Origin of the sequence: Paraflavitalea sp. CAU 1676 (assembly GCF_029223285.1) — a bacterium.
GTDB lineage: Bacteria > Bacteroidota > Bacteroidia > Chitinophagales > Chitinophagaceae > Paraflavitalea.
The window spans coordinates 427004-443608 of the sequence record NZ_JARHUJ010000002.1 but is presented as its reverse complement, the minus strand read 5'-3'; the positions used below and the strand labels follow the sequence as shown (position 1 = coordinate 443608).

The 16605-nt window shown below is 51.4% G+C and carries 14 protein-coding genes; 7 read left to right on the top strand and 7 right to left on the bottom strand.

The window, feature by feature from the left end:
• Positions 1 to 125: 125 nt before the first annotated feature.
• The 4 genes from P2H89_RS06540 to P2H89_RS06525 all read left to right on the top strand — a co-directional run bounded on the left by P2H89_RS06540 (position 126) and on the right by P2H89_RS06525 (position 5058).
• Complete coding sequence (locus tag P2H89_RS06540) at positions 126 to 1316, top strand: MFS transporter (RefSeq protein ID WP_275825777.1); 1191 nt, start codon at positions 126 to 128, stop codon at positions 1314 to 1316.
• Positions 1317 to 1344: 28 nt separating this feature from the next.
• Complete coding sequence (locus tag P2H89_RS06535; protein WP_275825776.1) at positions 1345 to 1911, top strand: Crp/Fnr family transcriptional regulator; 567 nt, start codon at positions 1345 to 1347, stop codon at positions 1909 to 1911.
• Positions 1912 to 2104: 193 nt separating this feature from the next.
• On the top strand, positions 2105 to 2779 hold the full coding sequence (locus tag P2H89_RS06530) for a type 1 glutamine amidotransferase domain-containing protein (RefSeq protein ID WP_275825775.1): 675 nt from the start codon (positions 2105 to 2107) through the stop codon (positions 2777 to 2779).
• 269 nt (positions 2780 to 3048) lie between these two features.
• Positions 3049 to 5058, top strand: coding sequence for a tetratricopeptide repeat-containing sensor histidine kinase (locus P2H89_RS06525; protein WP_275825774.1), 2010 nt, complete (start codon positions 3049 to 3051; stop codon positions 5056 to 5058).
• On the opposite strand, the gene P2H89_RS06520 is transcribed toward P2H89_RS06525, so the two are convergent.
• From P2H89_RS06520 to cobA, 7 genes are all read right to left on the bottom strand, one after another.
• Positions 5059 to 5316 (bottom strand): hypothetical protein, encoded by a 258-nt coding sequence (locus P2H89_RS06520; protein WP_275825773.1) that lies wholly within the window; start codon positions 5314 to 5316, stop codon positions 5059 to 5061.
• Positions 5317 to 5368: 52 nt separating this feature from the next.
• Positions 5369 to 6025 (bottom strand): hypothetical protein, encoded by a 657-nt coding sequence (locus P2H89_RS06515; protein ID WP_275825772.1) that lies wholly within the window; start codon positions 6023 to 6025, stop codon positions 5369 to 5371.
• A gap of 22 nt (positions 6026 to 6047) precedes the next feature.
• Positions 6048 to 8279 carry a TonB-dependent receptor gene (locus tag P2H89_RS06510; RefSeq protein ID WP_275825771.1) on the bottom strand — a complete coding sequence of 744 codons (2232 nt, stop codon included), beginning with the start codon at positions 8277 to 8279 and terminating at the stop codon, positions 6048 to 6050.
• A gap of 122 nt (positions 8280 to 8401) precedes the next feature.
• Positions 8402 to 9103: a response regulator transcription factor gene (locus P2H89_RS06505; RefSeq protein ID WP_275825770.1), complete on the bottom strand. Its 702-nt coding sequence runs from the start codon at positions 9101 to 9103 to the stop codon at positions 8402 to 8404.
• On the bottom strand, positions 9100 to 10104 hold the full coding sequence (locus P2H89_RS06500) for a histidine kinase (RefSeq protein ID WP_275825769.1): 1005 nt from the start codon (positions 10102 to 10104) through the stop codon (positions 9100 to 9102). Before P2H89_RS06500 ends, P2H89_RS06505 begins: the two co-directional genes overlap by 4 nt.
• Before the next feature lie 80 nt (positions 10105 to 10184).
• Positions 10185 to 10886: a Crp/Fnr family transcriptional regulator gene (locus tag P2H89_RS06495; protein WP_275825768.1), complete on the bottom strand. Its 702-nt coding sequence runs from the start codon at positions 10884 to 10886 to the stop codon at positions 10185 to 10187.
• 16 nt (positions 10887 to 10902) lie between these two features.
• Positions 10903 to 11673 carry a uroporphyrinogen-III C-methyltransferase gene (gene cobA, locus P2H89_RS06490; protein WP_275825767.1) on the bottom strand — a complete coding sequence of 257 codons (771 nt, stop codon included), beginning with the start codon at positions 11671 to 11673 and terminating at the stop codon, positions 10903 to 10905.
• Positions 11674 to 11864: 191 nt separating this feature from the next.
• On the opposite strand from cobA, the gene nirB reads away from it, so the two are divergent.
• The 3 genes from nirB to P2H89_RS06475 all read left to right on the top strand — a co-directional run bounded on the left by nirB (position 11865) and on the right by P2H89_RS06475 (position 16586).
• Complete coding sequence (nirB, locus tag P2H89_RS06485; protein ID WP_275825766.1) at positions 11865 to 14366, top strand: nitrite reductase large subunit NirB; 2502 nt, start codon at positions 11865 to 11867, stop codon at positions 14364 to 14366.
• A gap of 156 nt (positions 14367 to 14522) precedes the next feature.
• Complete coding sequence (nirD, locus tag P2H89_RS06480; protein ID WP_275825765.1) at positions 14523 to 14873, top strand: nitrite reductase small subunit NirD; 351 nt, start codon at positions 14523 to 14525, stop codon at positions 14871 to 14873.
• A 123-nt stretch (positions 14874 to 14996) separates the two neighbouring features.
• Positions 14997 to 16586 carry an alginate export family protein gene (locus tag P2H89_RS06475; protein ID WP_275825764.1) on the top strand — a complete coding sequence of 530 codons (1590 nt, stop codon included), beginning with the start codon at positions 14997 to 14999 and terminating at the stop codon, positions 16584 to 16586.
• Positions 16587 to 16605 lie beyond the last annotated feature (19 nt).

The following is a 16605-nucleotide window of genomic DNA, read 5'->3' as shown; positions in this document are numbered from 1 at the left end:
GCGTTTTGCCGGGATCTGCTCAAACGATTGCACGTGAGCAAGATAATTCGACAGGTGGGGCTAATGTCTCCCTCCTGCTGGCTGGTTTTGATTATCTTAGCACCTTCACATTAAGCATAATTGTAATGATGACTGGTGACCCGGATTTAGCTTCTCCCCGACAGGCCCGTATCGCAATTGCCGTGTTTTTTTTCGTATCAGGCTTTGGCTTTGCCTCCTGGGCTTCGCGTATTCCGTCTATCCAGCACCATCTGAATCTTAATGAGGCCGAACTGGGCGCTGTGCTGTTTGCCATGCCGGCGGGGTTGATGCTGACGCTGCCGCTGACAGGTTTCCTGTTGCGCCGCATCAGCAGCCGCTATGTGATGATGGGTGGGGCGATCCTTTTTAACCTGATGATGTGCCTGGTGGGTTTTGTAAATGAGACCTGGCAACTGGTGCTGGTGTTGTTCTTCTTTGGTTCTTCGCGCAACCTCTTCAATATTTCGGCCAATGCCCAATCATTGGGTGTGCAAGCCATGTTCTCCAAATCAATCATCGCCTCGTTGCACGGCATCTGGAGTACCGCGGGTTTTGCAGCCGCCGCGATGGGTACGCTGGCGGTATCGGCTGGTATTGCCACTTCCTGGCATCTGCTTACCGTAAGCGTGGTGCTGACGAGCTTATGTTGTTATTTCTTCAAGGACAGTGTGCACCAATTGCCCTCGCCCCATGAAAGGAAGGGCAGTTTTGTGATGCCCGACCGTACGATGCTGAAATTTGGCCTGGTGTGTTTTGCCTCGATGGCCTGCGAAGGCACGATGTACGATTGGGCGGCCATTTACCTGCGCAAAGCGACGGGCGCGGCGCCTGGTCTGGCTACTGCCGGTTATGCTATTTATATGGTCGCGATGACGACGGGCCGGTTTGCCGGTGACCGGGTAGCGAACAAGATCGGTATCCGGAAACTGCTCACCTACAGTGGTTCGCTGATGTTTGCCGGCTTGTTGCTGGCGGCGCTGTTGCCCTATACCTATATTGCCGCCTTTGGCTTCCTGCTGGTAGGCTTTGGCGTTTCGTGTGTGGTGCCTATGGCGTTCAGCATGGCGGGCAAGGTGCCCAATATGAGTGGAGGTCCGGCGATTGCTGCAGTATCGACAGTGGGCTATTTTGGTTTCCTGATCGTGCCGCCGGTGGTGGGTTTTATTGCTCAGGCTTCGAACCTGCGGTGGTCGTTTGCGTTGATGTCGTTGCTGGGCGTGATCATTTTGTGGATGATGGGGAAGATCCACCTGCAAACACAGCCAGCGCAACCAGCCCAGGACCCAATTGTTTAGCTTTGTTTACGGCATTAAAGGAGCGAATATGAGTCACCCGTTACGCATACACCTGGAGAAAATCAGTCCGTTCAGCGATGCGGAGTTCGATTATATCCTGTCTCACTTCACGACGAAGAAGTTGAAGAAACACCAGTTCCTGGTGCAGGAAGGCAACGCGGTGCCCAACGATCACTTTGTGCTGAAGGGATTGCTCAAGGCTACGCATACTTCGCAAGACGGCAAGGAGCACATTCTGCAATTTGCGATGGAGGACTGGTGGATCTCCGATTACCAGGCGCATTTCAACCAGGCTGCCGCCACCATCAATATCGACTGCCTTGAAGAAACGGAAGTGCTGTGTTTGTCGCTGCACAATCGCGAAAAGCTGTGTTCGGAGCTGCATAAGATCGAGCATTGTTTCCGCGTAAAGACCAGCAACGGTTATGTAGCTTTACAGCGACGCATCATCAGCCTGCTCGACAGCAGCGCCAAAGAACGTTACGAACAGTTCCTGCTACAGTACCCTACCCTTACCCAACGCCTGCCCAAAACGATGATCGCCGCTTACCTGGGCGTGTCGCGTGAAACCCTCAGCCGTTTACATGGCGCCTAGTGTGATATAGATCACACCAAATTTGTGCGCTGGCTCCTGTGCCGGGCCCTTCCCCTTCCCGAGCTTTGTGTGGTCAATTCATTACCACATTATGCAACTATCAACTAAGCAATTATTTCATTCTGTAATGGTCCTGGCCCTGCTGACCACTGGCGTGGGACAGACTGTTGCTCAAACGCGTCAATCAGTAAATATGAAAAAGAAGATCCTCTTTGTGGTTACCAGCCACGACAAAAAAGGCAGCACCGGCGAGCCGACCGGTTATTACCTGGGCGAAGTTTCACATCCCTGGGAAGTATTAAAGGAAGCGGGTTATGAAATAGATTTTGTGAGCCCGCAGGGCGGTAAACCGCCGGTCGACGGGTTCAACCTGGACGATGCCGCCAACAAGGCTTTCTGGGAAGACAAGAAATACCGCGATAAGATCGAACATTCTATGAAGCCGGACGAGGTAGATGCCAGCCAGTACGCTGCGATCTTCTATGCGGGCGGGCATGGCGCTATGTGGGACCTGGCCGACAATACAGTCCTCGCAAAGATCGCTACCGCTATCTATGAACAAGGAGGTATTGTGAGTGCGGTATGTCATGGCCCTGCCGGGCTGGTCAATATCAAATTAAGCAATGGCGATTACCTGGTAAAGGGTAAAAAGATCAATGCCTTCACCAATGAAGAAGAAACTGCGGTAAAGCTGGAGAAAGTTGTTCCTTTCCTGCTGGAGAACAAACTGATCGAGCGTGGCGGTCAATTTGAGAAATCGGGTTTGTGGCAGCCTCATGTTACGGTAGACGGGCGGTTGATCACTGGCCAAAACCCGCAATCGGCCAAGGGCGTTGGGGAAGCGATCGTCAAGGCGCTTGGAAAATAAGAACGAGTCTGCCGACCAACGGGTAAAAAAGTGCTTACCGATTTTGTACCAGATCAATAGCGAAATGCCTTACAGATAAGGTAACAGCGCAGCAGGGCGACCTACTGCGCTGTTAGACATAAGACCTTTGACAGAAGGTTGTAATCGAACTATTGAATAAGGCATTTCAGCGCCCCTATCAGGTCGTTCAGACCGCCAAAATGCCGAAAGCGGATGAACGGCAAGCGGTGGAGCTCGCCGGGCGAAGCGGCTTTTTTAATTTGCACGCTATGCGCCCATTCCATTTGCTGATAGCCGTGCGACCCGGTTGCTGCAGTTTAGTGCTGCTGTTGGCCTGTATTATTACTTTACCTCCAGCTAATGCCCAAACTCCGCAAGCTGTGCACGACAAATACCGGGCGCAGACAGCCGATATCAGGAATGATACAGCCTCCATCAATCACCTGCTCGCTTACTGCTACGATCTGATGGATGTGGAGGGAGACAGTTCATTGCGGTTGCTTGAACGAACTTACGAGATGAGCACGGGACTCGACTATCCGTATGGCATCGCAAGGTCGCACTTACTCAAAGGCATGATCTTATCGGACCGCGGGCTGTACGACAGCGCCAAGATACTCTTCACCCGGGCAATCCCATATTTCGAAAAATTGCACAACGATATTGAATTGGGGAAGGTTTATAACAATATGGCCAACCTGTACAATTTCCAGGGCTTGCTGCAGGAAGCCATGGACGGCTATCTGAAGGCAGCCTCGCTGTTGGAAAAAACGTCAACACGCCACCTACTGGCTCCGGTATACTGTAATATCGGCACGATCTTTCAAAAGCTGGATCAGCCGGCGAAATCTTTACAATACATCGATAAAGCGGAAGCTATTGCCCGGCAGAACAAGGATACTGTTCGTGTGGTGATTGCGCTCATCGCCAAAGCGGTCAGTTATAAGACGCTCGGCCGCAGGCCTGCATTTCTTGAAACCACGCAGGCTGCCATGCACCTGAGCGACCGGAAGGAATATCTGGTGGGCAGGTACCTGACGAGGTTGAACCTATCGGACGACCTGTGTAATTTCAACCAGTACGACCCGGCCCTGAATTACCTGCGTGTAGCGGAGTCCCTGGCCATTCGATCGGGCGATCCCTATTACCTTAGCGGCATCTACCTGGGTTTTGCCAAAGCGTATAAGGGGCTGAAGCAATATGCACGCGCCAAGGAATATCTACTGAAATCGGTCGCCATTGCCACTCCCATTCATCAAAAACAAAACCTGCAGCGCGCTTATGACTACCTCACCATCGTGTATACTTCTTTGGGCATGAAGGCTGCCAGTCTCGATGCCTTCCAAAAATACCAGTTGTACAGCGACAGCCTGCGCAATGAAGAAGTGACCAACCAGGTCAACACGCTTGAAACGAGATTCCGGACCCTGCAAAAAGACAAAGCCATCGGAGAGCAACAGCTGGCTATTGCGCAGCGTGACCTGGCCCTGAAACAAAAGGATACCTGGACCCTCATCTGGGCGTGTATCACTTTGGTAGTACTCATCACCGGCGCAGTCGGCTGGTTCTACTACCGCCAGCAAAGACTGCTGCAACAGCAAAAATTATTGACCTTACAACGGGAATATGATCTGCGGGTTATGCAGGCGATGATGGAAGGTGAAGAAAGAGAAAGAGGCCGCATAGCGCGCTACCTGCATGATGGCGTTGCCAGTGCCGTATCGGCTGCGCGACTCAAGATGGATGCGCTTGGTATACAACAAGGTCATCTATCTGCACTGGCACCTTACCGGGAATCCCTGGGCCTGCTGAAGGATGCCACCGCTTCCATCCGCGAAGCGGCCCATAATCTACAGCCAGTCATTTTACAGGATAAGGGCCTCCGAGATGCGGTGCAGGCTTATTGCGACAAGATCGGGCGCAATCATCAGCTTTCTGTTTCGTTTCAATCGCATGGACAGCCAGAACGTTTCAAGTATCATTTTGAATTGCTCACCTTTCATACGATCCAGGAGCTGCTAAACAATGTAATCAAACATGCCAATGCTTCTGCAGTGATCGTGCAGCTCTCCTTCTTCCGGGATATGTTCTCCATTACTGTTGAAGACAATGGCAAGGGGTTTGACCCGGCCTCGTTGCAGGCAGGCGGCAGCTTAGGCTTACGGGGGCTTTCCCAGCGCATGGAACCTTTCGGAGGAACAGTGCATATAGACTCTTCCTCCGAAGGCAGTTCCATCAGGATCGAGTTCCTGTTATCGGAGTTTGTCCTGGCCGCCTGATCAATGGTGCGGCGCATTGACCGAATCGCGCTGGTACCAGCCGCAATCCGCCTGCTGTCCATAGCGCTGGTGCCGGAATCCGGCCCGCATCGACAGGAAGTTCGTGGTAATAAACAGGAGGATGGCCATAATGACGGCTACTTTGGTGATGGTTACCAACGCGGGCTTTTTTGAGAATCCTCCGAATACATAACCGATGATGAATACCATGCACGCTACAAACAGTATGCGTAGCAGGATGATGAATACGAATGGCATAACGCATGATTTAAAGATGATTGAATAGGTGTGGGGCTTCCGCCCCACCCTTTTACTTAAGTTTCGACAACAGCTCTTCTACTTCCCGCTTTCCCCAGTGTGGTGCATTGCCGGTAGCCGACCGGGCCGTTAACTCTTGCTGTGCGTGCTCCAGCAACTCCTTTGCTTTCTTTTTATCGCCACCCCACATTTTGGGCGTTGCATATTTCTCCCAGCCTTCGAGGTAAAGCGCCCGGGGATTGGCGGGGTTCGCTGCTTTCGCTTTCTGTACATACTGTCCTGCGATGGGTCCGTATTTGCGCCCATAACTCATGGGATTGATGAATACCCAGGCACGGTTGGCCATGCTGAGCACACAATACAATTCGGAGGTCTCCTCTTTTTGCCGGGCGGTATCGAGCAGCGCGAGCGCTTTTTTGCCCTGCTCTTCGGCCAGCCTGGCAAAGGGTTCTATTTTATCGCCGTCATTTTCATACAGCCAACCAGTTTTCGCATTACTGTACGCGGCATAATACCAGGCCAGCCAGGATGTGGGCGACTGGCGGGCAATGGCGGCAAACTCGGTGGCCAGTTGCTGATACTCTTTGGCCGTGGTGGCGTTATCGAGTTTTCCCACTGCCGCCTGCAGGGATGCTTCTGTTTTGTCCTGCGCTATTGCGCCTATTGTCATCAGACTAGCTATGAGCCATACAGGGAGTGATCTTTTCATACTTTTCTGTTTTTATGGTTTGTTATAGATTTTCATTGATAAGGTCATCGCGGCGATCGATGCCAAAACTCATGAAGAGTCCGGCATACCAGGTGCGCAGCGCGGGTTGGGTGACGGGCAGTTTGGTCAATCCATCGAAACTGTAGTTGTACCCAAACACCTGTTGCCTGCCGAATACATTGTTCATACCAAAGCCAATTCCAGAGAAGTCTTTGTTCTTCCATCCTTTGAACATCGTGAAGAGGTAGGCAAAGCTCAGGTTGAGTGCCGCATACTGATTGGTTGTTCCCTGATCAAATACATAAGCAGTACCGGTAGCATCCTTTTGCAGGTTATAATAAGGCCGGCCGGTGGCCCAGGTGAAGCTGCCATTGGCGCTCAGGTTGAGTTGCCGAAAGAAGCGCTTCACCGCCAACGATACAGTATGTGGTGTGGCGAATGCCGGCTGCAACCGTGCGGGATAATCCAGGTATTGCCTTTTGGTATCGAGGTAGGTGTAGGAGACCCAGTAATCGACATTTTTGAAAGTGCGCTTATCGCGAAAGAACAGTTCTACCCCTTTTGCGTATCCGTCGCCTTCATTCTTCGCCCCGGGCGTGGTGGTGATGAGGTCGTAATATTTTTTATAGTAGGCTTCCAGACGCAGGAGGCGGTTGCTGAATTTGTATTGGTAATTAAGGATAAAATGATCGGACCGGGTATATGTCAGTGCCTCCTGTTGCAGGAGGTACCTGTTTTCGGGCTTCTGGTAAAAGATGCCATAAGCTGCATTGAGCTGTCCGCCTTCTTTGAAGCGATAGGCAAGGCCGATGCGCGGCGCCCAATTGAGCTGCTGCAGCAAGGTGGAGGATTCGGTACGCAATCCGACCTTAAACGCCAGGTTGCGGATGATGTAGAGATCGGTTTCTGCGAATAAGGCGACGAGGTGATCCTGCAGGCTTTGTGCCGTATCATCGACGCGGTATCCATCTTTGGCGTAGAAGTATTCGGCACCGACCCGGAGGGCCTGCCGACGGCGGTAAGTTCTGCTCAGGACCGTGCGCGCCTGCGCGAGATCGCTCCGGGTATGATGGACAGCATTCTTTTTAGCCGCCCAATCACCAGGTAAAACGACAGGGGATTTCTTTGCATCCAGTAGTTGATGGTACACATCTTCCTTGTAATAATTATAAGCGAGAACGGCCTCTATTTTCCAGCCCGTGCCCACGGGGCTGCGCCAGGACAGATTACTGTAACTGTTGATGCCTTTCAGGACGTAGCTGTTCCACCAGCCGGCACTGTCGGCATCGGGATTGTTGATGCCGGTATGATTGTATCCGTAGTTGGTATAGAACTTCAGCATGCCTGCCTTGCCTGTCTTTATGCGAAAGTTGGCATCACCGCTGGCATATTCCGGACCGTGCGTAAAATCGGGCCTTGCATCGATGAGTTTGTTGTAGCCTGTTGAATTGCCATAGCGGGCATTGACGCCGTAGCTGCTTTTATGATCACGGGACAGTTGCTGAATGCCAGCGCCCACCATCATAGGAAACAACTGCACACTGGCGGATGACTGATCGGGCAGGTCGACCGTTTCCAGTACGAGGGCGCTGCTCATGGCCTGGCCGTACAAGGCAGAGTAGCCACCTGTACTGAAGAGGATTCCCTTAAACAAAAATGGATTGAGGCGGGCGGGCTGTGGGATGCCGGGTATGGCAGAGAAGTTGGGGTGCGGCAGTAGTGCTCCATCGACAAATTGCTTTGCTTCATTGCCGGCGCCGCCCCTTACCAATAAGCCTTCGGTCTCCCCTATCTGTTGGGCCCCGGGCAGCGATCGTAATGCATTGGCGATGTCGCCTCCATTGCCCGCCACGGTTACAGCATCGATGGGTGTGAGCGAGGCGCCTTTCGCCTTATCGCTCGCTTCAAATGTGCCGGCGCCTACTACCACGACTTCACCCAGGTTGACGCCTGCTTCTTCCAGCACGATCTCCAGCAAGGCTGTATCGAGTGTATTGACCAGCGTATCTTTTGATCTATAACCCACCGACGATATTTTCAGTATCACGTTACCGCTGGTGCTCAATGGCAGCCTGAAGCATCCGGCCGAGTCGGTGGTGGCGCCGGAGCGGCCCTGCTTTACCTGGATGCTGGCGGCGACCACTGGCTGTCCTTGTGCATTTGACAGGCGGCCGCGCAGGCTTGTCTGGCCCTGTAGTTGTACGCCAACGAACAGGAACAGTATAAGCGGGATGATGCTGCAGGTGGATGGCATGGCTGATTCCTTTTGCGTGATAAATAGGACCCAAAAGTATCAGCACGGACCGGAGCGGCCACCGTAGAATAGATATGTTGCAGGAAAGGTGTAGACCAAACAGGGAGATGAGGAGACCGCGCTTAGAGTGTCAGCATGTCGCCGACTGCTGCTTTGTAGCTTTCACTGAGGGGAAGCTCTAGCCCACCCAGGCAAACGAGATCGCGTTTAACAGCTGTTACTTTATCGGCTGCAACGATGTAGGACTTATGCGTGCGTGCAAAACGGAAACCAGCGAGCTTTTCCTGTATGGCTTTGAGGCTTATTTTGGTGATGACAGGCTTCGTGGTATTATCGAGGTATATCTTCACATAGTCTTTCATCCCTTCGATATAGACGATAGCCGGGATGGACACTTTTACCTGTATGTACTCCACGTACACGAAAAAATAATCGGGCAGGTCTTCTTTCGCTACAGGCTTTTGCTGCAGCCGGTGAAGCTCCAATGCCTTGTTGCAGGCTTTCAGGAAACGTTCGAACGACACTGGCTTCAACAGGTAATCGACCACATCGAGGTTGAATCCTTCGATGGCATATTCGGGGTATGCCGTAATCAGGATCACCTTGGGCGGATGCTTCAATGATTGCAGGAACTGCAATCCATTTAATCCCGGCATTTGAATATCGAGAAAGATCAGATCAACATCATGGGCATGCAGGGCTTCAGCTGCTTCCATCGCATTGCGGCAACGCTTTACCAGTTGCAGGTAAGGCATCTGCTGTATATTATCGACCAGGAGGTCGAGTACCAGTTTTTCGTCATCTACCGCAATACACTTCATCATGAGAGTACCAGCTTTAGGGTTATATCGTATATGGATCCATGATCCTGTATTGTCAAGTTATGCTTTTCTCCATATAATAACTGCAGCCGGTTGCGAACGTTGGCCAGCCCGATGCCGGACACGGCATCTTTGGACCGGTTGCCGCCATTGTAGTTATTGAGAACGCGGAACTCCAGTTTACCTTCCTTCACCACCAGACTGATGTGTATATAAGCGTGATCTACCAACCCTATGCCATGCTTGAAGGCGTTCTCCACAAAGGGAATGAGTAACATGGGTTCGATGGTATAGGGTTGTGCATCCACGTCGATGGTGGTGAGCAGTTCCACATCTTCTCCAAAACGCATCTGCTGCAGTTCTATGTAGTTGCGCAGGTACTCCACTTCCTTATCGAGTGGAAAGCGTTCGCCATTGGTTTCATAAAGCATATACCGCATCATATCCGACAGGCGGATGAGTGCAGGCTCGAGCAAGGGAGATCGTTGCCGGGCCAGGGAAACCATATTGGTCAATACATTGAATAGAAAATGCGGGCTCACCTGCGAGCGCAGAAGCTTTAGTTCGGTGGACAACCTTTCTGCCTCCGCTTCTCTCTTGGCCTTATCGGCCCTGATGCGATCGTAAATGAGGCGGTAAATGACCGAGGCCACCAGGAACGGAATGGGTGGAAAAAACAGCACATAGGGATTTAAGCCATGCACCAGGATATTGCGGGCAAACCAGTATATGAGCAAAGTCTTGATCAAATAAGAGGCTATGACCACAATGGCCAGCGCCACTATATAGAGTGGCCAATAGCGGCGGGTGAGCAGCCTGGGATACAGGTAATATGCGTTGAAATAGAACAGCCCGATATGGTAGAGATTGCCCAGGATAAAGAACGATGGAGGCAAACCGGTGTCGACAGCGATGCTGTGGAACACGATGGCGGGCACCGTGAACACGACTGCCCATATAGCGATGTGCAATCCGGGGCCCATGTAGCTGGAGCGGGTGTTCATGGCTGCAATGTAGCGCTAAGTTCCCGTTCGTTGTTTATGTGTAGACGAGCGGGGCAAATGAGATGATGAAGGCAAGGTAACTAGGCGCCGTTCTCTGCTTCCTGCATGATGCGGCGCAGGGCCTCTTCATCGAGGATGGTGATGTCCTTATTATCGATGGTGATGATGTTGGACTGCGTGAGTTCGGTGACGATCCGAAATACTGTTTCGTAGGTAGTACCGGCATAGGAGGCTATATCCTGCCTGGTGAGGGATATATTGATGAACCCTTCGGGGGTGAGGCCAAACTTCTCCTTTAATATTAAAAAGGCGTAGGCGATGCGGCCTTTTACCGGCATGTGGGCCAGGTTGCGCATGCGCTTCTCCGATTCCTGCAGCTCTTCGGCATAAAACATCAGCAGGTCGTAGGTGAAATCGGTATTGACTTTGAGGGTGGTCTTAAAGAATGCCAGATCGATGAAGCAGACGGTACAGGTTTCGAGTGCTGTGGCAGATACGGGGTAAGTGGTTTCCTTGCCCAGTCCACGGTGACCGATGATGTCGCCTTTGCGGGCAAAACGTATGTTGAGTTCTTTTTCTTCCCCCCATTTCTTGTGCACTTTGGCTTTTCCGTCGTACAGGAAATAGATGCCGGTTACGGGCTCACCTTCGTGGAAGATGATTTCCCCTTTCTTAAACTGATAGCTTTTCTTATTGGCCTCGATGGCCGGGATCCATTCTTTTAAACAACGCTTGCACAGGAAACAGCTCTGTTGATCACAAGTAGTCTTAACCAGCTTCATAGGCCGTGAAGATAAATCATCTTGCGGATACCCGCAGCAGCTCGTGCTGTACCTGCGCTTTTATGTTGGATGCCTGCAGGCTCACCACCTCTCCTACTACAATAATGGACGGATTGCCCAGGCCCGCATATTGGGCTTTGAAGGCAATGTCCCTTACTGTACCTGTTACCATTTTTTGGCGGGTGGTGGTTCCCTCCTGGATGATGGCGACGGGCGTTTCGGCCTTTCCGTTGGCGGCAAAGATGTCCATGATCGTTTCGAGCTTGCTCATGGCCATTAATATTATAACTGTGGCGGATGACTGGGCGGCCAGTTTGATATCGGCAGATATCTCACCTGATTGGGTAGTGCCGGTAGTTACCCAAAAGCTTTCGTTGATACCGCGACAGGTTAACGGGACCATCTGACTGGCGGGTACGGCCAGGGCACTGGAAATGCCGGGCACTACGGCTACCGGGATGCCGACGGCGCGGGCAGCTTCGATCTCTTCCTGGGCCCGGCCAAACACGAAGGGATCACCGCCCTTCAGGCGCACTACATGCCCGTGCCTTTGTGCCATTTCTATGATGAGGTGGTTGATCTCCTGTTGAGAAAGGGCGTGGCAGCCATATCTTTTGCCTACAAATCGGGTAATGGCGCCGGGGCGGGCATATTGAAGCAGGGCGTCGTTGGCGAGGGCATCATATAATATTACATCAGCCTGCTGAAGGGTTTTTACGGCCTTCAGGGTTATCAATTCCGGATCTCCGGGTCCAGCTCCAACAAGGGTTAATTGAGGGATTGACATATATCGTTTAATTATTTATATGTTCCGTGAAATATTTTTCTTTGTATCAATCATTAATTATTCCTAAATTTATGACATAAGTAACACATTTCACATAGTTCTTTGACGATTTCTTGCCATAGTCTTATATGTATCTTTTTCTAATGCTTGTTTGTTAGTTGCCATTTAACACTTAAAATCAGGGCACTGCAATGAAAATCGTCATTATTGGTAATGGAATGGTGGGCTACAAGTTTTGCGAAAAACTGCTCGCCAAGAAAGGGACCCAGTCTTTTGAACTGGTAGTATTCGGGGAAGAAATGAGGCCTGCTTACGACAGGGTGCACCTCAGCGAATACTTTGCCGGCAAATCAGCAGACGAACTGACACTCGCTCCTGCCAAATGGTATGTCGACAATGGTATTGCGCTCCACCTGGGCGATCCAGTTCAAAGTATCGACCGTGTTCACAAGACAGTACATTCATTTAAGGGTATCACCGAAAGCTACGATTACCTGGTGCTTGCTACCGGATCGGCTGCTTTTGTGCCACCTATCCCCGGCGTCGAAAAAGAGGGCGTATTCATTTACCGCACTATCGAGGACCTGGAGATGATGACCGATTATGCCCGCCATGCCAGGAAAGGCGCGGTGATCGGCGGTGGCCTGCTTGGTCTGGAAGCTGCCAAGGCGATGCTCGACCTGGGTATTACCGACACGCAGGTGATCGAATTTGCCCCCCGTCTCATGCCCCGGCAGATTGACGATGCCGGTTCCAACACGCTTCGCACCAAACTTGAATCGCTTGGTCTGCACATTCGCACCAACACCAATACCACCGCCATTTTGGGTGATGACCGCATCACCGCCATGGAGTTTGCCGACAACACGAAGATCGACGTGGATATGCTCGTGATCTCTGCGGGTATCAAACCCCGGGATGAGCTGGCTAAGCTCAGCGGTCTGGAAACAGGACATCGCGGCGGTATCGTCGTGAACGACCATCTCGAAACAAACGATCCCTATATATTCGCTATCGGAGAATGTGCCTTGCACAAAGGCATGATCTATGGCCTCGTGGCTCCCGGCTACGATATGGCCGATGTGGTAGCTGCCAATCTCTGCGGCGGCGCCAAGTCCTTTACCGGTTTTGACATGAGCACCAAGCTCAAGCTGATCGGTGTGGATGTTGCCAGCTTTGGTGATCCCTTTGTATCTAACAAAGACGGTCGCACCATTGTATGGGAAGACACCCTCAAAGGCGTTTACAAAAGAATCAACATCAGTCAGGACGGCAAGCATTTGCTGGGCGGTATCCTCGTAGGAGATGCCGACCAATACAATATGTTGTTGCAGACCTGTAAGAATAAAGTCGTTTTACCTCCCAATCCGGAAGATGTGATCCTGGGCGCCCGCGGCGGTGCTGTGGAAGGTGGCGCCGGTGTTACCAGCCTGCCTGATGATGCACTTATTTGCAGCTGCGAAAGCATCAGCAAACTCGACATTTGCCAGGCGGTGAGCGAGAAAGGATGCGAAACCCTCGATGCCGTGAAGAAATGCACCAAGGCCGGTACGGGTTGCGGTGGTTGTGTACCCATGGTGAAAGACCTGGTGAACCATACATTGAAAGCCACCGGTAAATATGTACGCAATGTTTTGTGCGAACATTTTTCCTATAGCCGCCAGGAGCTGTTTGACCTTGTAAAAGTGCACGAACTGAAGAGCTTCGACGCTGTGCTGGACAAATTGGGCAAGGGCGATGGCTGCGAGACCTGTAAGCCTGCGGTTGCTTCTATCATTGCCAGCTTGTGGAATGAGATGATCCTGCAAAAGGGCAATGCCACTGCACAAGACTCCAACGACCGTTACCTCGCCAATATTCAAAAAGGCGGCACGTACTCGGTAGTGCCCCGTATTCCGGGCGGTGAGATCACGCCTGAAAAGCTCATCGTGATCGGCCAGGTAGCCGTGAAATACAATCTCTACACCAAGATCACCGGTGGTCAACGTATCGATCTTTTCGGTGCACACGTGAGTGACCTGCCGGCTATCTGGGAAGAACTGATCGCGGCTGGTTTTGAGAGCGGCCATGCTTATGGCAAGGCCCTGCGTACGGTGAAGAGTTGCGTTGGCAGCACCTGGTGCCGATTCGGTTTGCACGACAGCGTCAGCTTCGCCATCGAGATCGAAGAAAGGTACCGTGGCCTGCGCGCTCCCCATAAATTGAAGTCGGCCGTGTCGGGTTGTATCCGCGAATGTGCCGAAGCACAGTCGAAGGACTTTGGCATCATTGCTACCGAGAAGGGCTGGAACCTTTATGTATGCGGTAACGGCGGTTCAAAACCACAACATGCGTTGTTGCTGGCTACCGATGTGGACAGCGCTACCTGCCTCAAATACATCGATCGTTTTCTCATGTTCTATATAAAGACTGCCGATCCATTGACAAGAACAGCCACCTGGCTCAACAAAATGGAAGGCGGCATTTCCTACCTGAAGAATGTGGTTATAAATGACAGTCTGGGCATTGCCGATCAACTGGAAGCAGAAATGCAGTTACTGGTAGACAACTACAAGTGCGAATGGAAAGAGGTGGTGGATGATCCTGCGCTGCGCAAACGCTTCAACCATTTCGTCAACGCACCGGAAGAAAAAGATCCTACCATTCAATTTCAACCCATGAGAAGTCAGAAACGAGCCACTGAATGGAAATAATGTGATTGCCATCGCCTGCGGCTTCCTTTGATGTCCCTCCTGCCGCAGTGCTTTTACATATTATTCCTCTAATGATTGCCAGCTAGCCTACTTAGTACCGTCCCGCAACCTGTGCGGGACCGGGTACAAGGCCCTTATTGACCAAACTTTACAATTATGCTCACACTCGATCAAACAATGACCTGGTTTACCGCCTGCCGCGTGGAAGACGTTCCGGAGAACGGCGGTGTATGCGTGAAGTACAAAGACGAACAGATCGCTTTGTTCCACTTTACCCGCAGAGAAGAATGGTATGCCACTCAAAACCTTTGTCCGCACCGTCAGCAAATGGCTTTGAGCCGCGGCATGATCGGTTCGCACGAAGAGGAGCCTAAAGTAGCCTGTCCTTTTCACAAGAAAACCTTCTCGCTGCGTTCGGGTGAATGTTTAAGTGGCGATGACTATGTGATCAAGACCTATCCTGTGAAAGTGGAGAACGGACTGGTATACATTGGCGTGGAAGAATGATTGTTATTGGGTCATGACCTAACTGCTTACATGACCCGCTACCAATAAAAAAGCCCGTGCAGATTGGCGTCGCACACGGGCAATGATCTTAAATCGCAAACAATCTAAAACCAAAACAAAGCTATGAAGAATTTCATTGCAAAATGCACCCTTTTTGTTTGTCTGGGCCTATGCAGCCTCGTTACACGGGGCCAGTTTACCCTGAATGGGCAATTGCGTACCCGCACCGAGGTACGTAATGGACTGGGCAACCTGGTTCCGGTAGGGTCAAAAACAGCTGTTTTCACTTCTCAACGCACCCGCCTCAATTTCGGTTACAAATGGGATCGCGTAACCTTTGGCGTTTCGATCCAGGATGTACGTGTATGGGGTCAGGATGCTTCGTCCATTTCCAATGCCGATGGCAACCGGCTGATGCTGCATGAAGGCTGGGCCGACATTGTGCTCGCCAACAAGGCGGACACGACTATCAAATTCAAATTAGTAGATCAGCTATCGGTGAAGATCGGCCGCCAGGAACTGGTATATGATGATGTGCGCCTGATCGGCAACCTCGATTGGCTGCAACAGGGCCGTCGTCATGACATGGTGCTGGTAAAATTACTACACAAAGGATGGCAGGTAGATGCCGGCTATGCCTTTAATCAAAACACCGATGCCTTTGGCACCACGGGCACGTCCTATGTTCCCGGCAATGTGCCTGCATATATCAAGAATTCTGCCGGCACCCTCGTGCCTACCCCGGCCGGCCTTATACCACTTACTGCTGGCGGCAGCCTTGCCAACAACAGCGTGAAGAGTGGCGCCCCTGTTTTCGCCAATCCGCCCAGCACCAATGCTGCGACCCAGGATTACAAATCATTTACGAGCCTGTATATCAGCCGTAAGTTCAACCAGACCAAATTCTCTGCTCTTTTCTTCAACGACAATTTTGGCAAATACAAAACTGATTCTGTAACCTCCAATGGTGGTTACGTTTACGGACGGCGTTTCGCCGCTTCCGGAAAAGAAGATGCGTTCGACTATAGCGGCACCAGCAGCCGATTTACTTATGGACTGATGATCAACCATACCCTCGGCAATGCTTCGGGCTTTGGTAAGATCGCCCTGCAGGCTGCGTATTATGCGCAATCGGGCAAGGACCGCGATGGAGTTTCGCTCGATGCCTATCACTATACGATCTCCGGTCTGTATCAAAAAGGCAAATGGAGCATCGGACCCGGTTATGATGTTCTCTCTGGCAATGATGCGGTGAACCCTTCCGGCAAAAACAACCGATTTGATCCTTTATATGGTACACCTCACCGCCACTGGGGTTATATGGATTATTTCTACGTAGGTACCGGTTCGCCCGCAGGTGGTTTGCAGAACCTGTATGGCAAGCTGAAATATACTGCCAATGCCTGGAGTGCCGGTGTAGATGTTCATGGCTTTTGGCTTAACAAGGATATGAAGAAAGCCGATGGCAGCGTGATCGACAAAAACCTCGGCACAGAAGTGGATTTTCTACTGAATTACAACCTGAACAAGTTTACCAATATCGAACTGGGTTATTCTGTGATGAAAGCTACCAGCAGCATGGCCTTTGCAAAAGGACAAGCTACTACCGATGCAGTGGCTGATACGTATCGCCGCACAGGCACCTGGTTTTACGCGATGCTGAACATCAGGCCCGACTTTTTCTTTACCAAGCCGGTAGCCATTAAGCAGTAATCAACCACTGCTGCGAAGA

What these genes read in the sequence shown, in the direction of transcription:
- P2H89_RS06540 (WP_275825777.1), top strand. Translation starts at nt 126, where the DNA reads ATGATGACTGGTGACCCGGATTTAGCTTCTCCCCGACAGGCCCGTATC.
- P2H89_RS06535 (WP_275825776.1), top strand. Translation starts at nt 1,345, where the DNA reads ATGAGTCACCCGTTACGCATACACCTGGAGAAAATCAGTCCGTTCAGC.
- P2H89_RS06530 (WP_275825775.1), top strand. Translation starts at nt 2,105, where the DNA reads ATGAAAAAGAAGATCCTCTTTGTGGTTACCAGCCACGACAAAAAAGGC.
- P2H89_RS06525 (WP_275825774.1), top strand. Translation starts at nt 3,049, where the DNA reads ATGCGCCCATTCCATTTGCTGATAGCCGTGCGACCCGGTTGCTGCAGT.
- P2H89_RS06520 (WP_275825773.1), bottom strand. Translation starts at nt 5,316, where the DNA reads ATGCCATTCGTATTCATCATCCTGCTACGCATACTGTTTGTAGCGTGC.
- P2H89_RS06515 (WP_275825772.1), bottom strand. Translation starts at nt 6,025, where the DNA reads ATGAAAAGATCACTCCCTGTATGGCTCATAGCTAGTCTGATGACAATA.
- P2H89_RS06510 (WP_275825771.1), bottom strand. Translation starts at nt 8,279, where the DNA reads ATGCCATCCACCTGCAGCATCATCCCGCTTATACTGTTCCTGTTCGTT.
- P2H89_RS06505 (WP_275825770.1), bottom strand. Translation starts at nt 9,103, where the DNA reads ATGATGAAGTGTATTGCGGTAGATGACGAAAAACTGGTACTCGACCTC.
- P2H89_RS06500 (WP_275825769.1), bottom strand. Translation starts at nt 10,104, where the DNA reads ATGAACACCCGCTCCAGCTACATGGGCCCCGGATTGCACATCGCTATA.
- P2H89_RS06495 (WP_275825768.1), bottom strand. Translation starts at nt 10,886, where the DNA reads ATGAAGCTGGTTAAGACTACTTGTGATCAACAGAGCTGTTTCCTGTGC.
- cobA (WP_275825767.1), bottom strand. Translation starts at nt 11,673, where the DNA reads ATGTCAATCCCTCAATTAACCCTTGTTGGAGCTGGACCCGGAGATCCG.
- nirB (WP_275825766.1), top strand. Translation starts at nt 11,865, where the DNA reads ATGAAAATCGTCATTATTGGTAATGGAATGGTGGGCTACAAGTTTTGC.
- nirD (WP_275825765.1), top strand. Translation starts at nt 14,523, where the DNA reads ATGCTCACACTCGATCAAACAATGACCTGGTTTACCGCCTGCCGCGTG.
- P2H89_RS06475 (WP_275825764.1), top strand. Translation starts at nt 14,997, where the DNA reads ATGAAGAATTTCATTGCAAAATGCACCCTTTTTGTTTGTCTGGGCCTA.